This is a genomic window from Erwinia typographi (genome assembly GCF_000773975.1).
GTDB classification, from domain to species: Bacteria; Pseudomonadota; Gammaproteobacteria; order Enterobacterales; family Enterobacteriaceae; genus Erwinia; species Erwinia typographi.
In genome coordinates, this window is record NZ_JRUQ01000132.1 from 1 (window position 1) to 2,144 (window position 2,144).

General features: G+C 52.0%; 1 protein-coding gene. It reads left to right on the forward strand.

What is annotated here, in order from left to right:
• The first annotated feature begins 32 nt into the window (after positions 1-32).
• Complete coding sequence (locus NG99_RS27305; RefSeq protein ID WP_269745698.1) at positions 33-2,132, forward strand: Ig-like domain-containing protein; 2,100 nt, start codon at positions 33-35, stop codon at positions 2,130-2,132.
• The last annotated feature ends 12 nt before the right edge of the window (positions 2,133-2,144 follow it).

A 2,144-nucleotide genomic window follows, 5' to 3' on the forward strand; every position in this document is an offset into this window, starting at 1 on the left:
GTTTAACTTGACCAGTACAACCTGAATTATCCCTGAACGTCACCGATAACGTCGGTACAGAAAAGGGCATCCTGGCTGAGGGCGCGACCACCGACGATACTCACCCAACAATCGGCGGTACGGCCCCGGCGGGCAGCAAGGTATCAGTCTATGACAACGGACGCTGGATTAGTGATGTTAAGGCTGATGCTTCTGGTCACTGGTCGTTCCAGTATTACTCATTGCTTTCGGAAGGCGAGCATACCTTCAGTGGTCGCGTGAAGTTGCCGAACGGTCAGACTCACGCGCTGCCACCGGTAAAGATCATTGTTGCTTTACCCGATCTTGAACTGAAAGTGACCGACCATGTTGGAACGGACACCGGGCTATTGCATAACGGCGATACGACAGATGATGCGCGCGTAACGCTCAGCGGTAAAGGTGTGCCGGGCGCAACGGTGAGGATTTCAGAAGGTATTGTCGGTAAGTATGGTTCCTTAACGGAGTATGTCCGGGTTGATGGCGAAGGGAACTGGAGCTGGACTCCAGAGAAGCCTCTGTCGGAAGGCAAACATATTCTGTCCATTAGCTCTCAGGGTAAAAATCAGATCTTTGAGCTGAATGTGGACACCAGCAGCGTGGTGCCGGAAATGAGCCTGAACGTCACCGACAATGTGGGTACAGAAACGGGGGTGCTGGCAAACAACGCTACCACTGACGACAGCCATCCGTTACTCAGCGGTACGGCTCCTGCAGGCAGTTGGGTATCAATTTATGACAACGGCCGCTGGGTAAGTGATACCAGGACTGATGCTTCAGGTAACTGGTCGTTCAGGTATTTGTTTCTGTCGGAAGGTGAACATGTCATAAGCGGTAACGTAAGGCTGGCGAATGGTTACTCTCACAAGATACCACCGGTGAAGATCAATGTTGCTTTACCGGATCTTGAACTGAAAGTGACTGACCATGTTGGAACGGACACCGGGCTATTGCATAGCGGCGATACGACAGATGATGCGTGCGTAACGCTCAGCGGTAAAGGTGTGCCGGGCGCAACGGTGAGAATTTCAGAAGGTATTGTCGGTAAGTATGGTTCCTTAACGGAGTATGTCCGGGTTGATGGCGAAGGTAACTGGAGCTGGACTCCAGAGAAGCCTCTGTCGGAAGGTAAACATTTTCTGTCCATTAGCTCTCAGGGTAAAAATCAGATCTTTGAGCTGAATGTGGATACCAGCAGCGTGGTGCCGGAAATGAGCCTGAACGTCACCGACAATGTGGGTACAGAAACGGGCAGCATTGCAAATGGCGGGATGACTGATGACAACCGTCCGGTGATCAGTGGGAACACTAAACCGCACACGCTGGTTACCATCTACGATATTTCCCACAATGCACTGCTGGGCTACGCTAATTCCGATTCGAACGGTCATTATGAAATGCAACTGCCACGTCTTGCTGACGGGCAACATCGTATTCAGGTTACCTTTGGCAGAAGGGGTGAGGCTGAGCAAATCGATTTCACCGTAAATACCCGTGAGTTAATGCCGAACGCTAACATTGAAGCGATATTTAGCGTGGCTGAAAACGGCGAACTGACGGCGGTAAATACGGGCGAGAGCTTGAAAAGCGGTGAGCTGCTATTCAAGGGAACGGCGCTGCGCGAAAGTTCGATTCATGTGTACGATCAAGGCGAAATGGTTGGATATGCGCGGGTAAACCTCGATGGAGAATGGCAGCTATCGCTGAAATCGCTCTCAGAAGGTGAGCATACTTTCAGTATCAGAGCGTCGGGACCGGGTGGTAAAATTCAGGCGCTCCCCGATATTACCTTTGAGGTGCATACCTTAAGCGCAGAACCTCTGGTTCTGCTGATTGATACTGATGAGGCTCAACTGCTGATTGCTGCTGGGCAGGATACCGAGGTGGAAGTCGCTATGCCGAACGACCTCCTGCCGGTTTCCCTGGCGGATGTTTTACCTCAGCAGCCTGCTGAACTGGAGCTTAAGGGCGCTGCCGTTTCTGATAGTGGTGAACAGGTCGCCAGCGAGGCGGTTTATGCTGCTGCCGAAGCCATTGAACCGGTAATCGCTGAAGTTCCGCTGTATTTTAGCAGCGGTGCCGAGCTGTTGCCGGAGCTTTATGCCGCTAAATAGCTGCGCCGAATA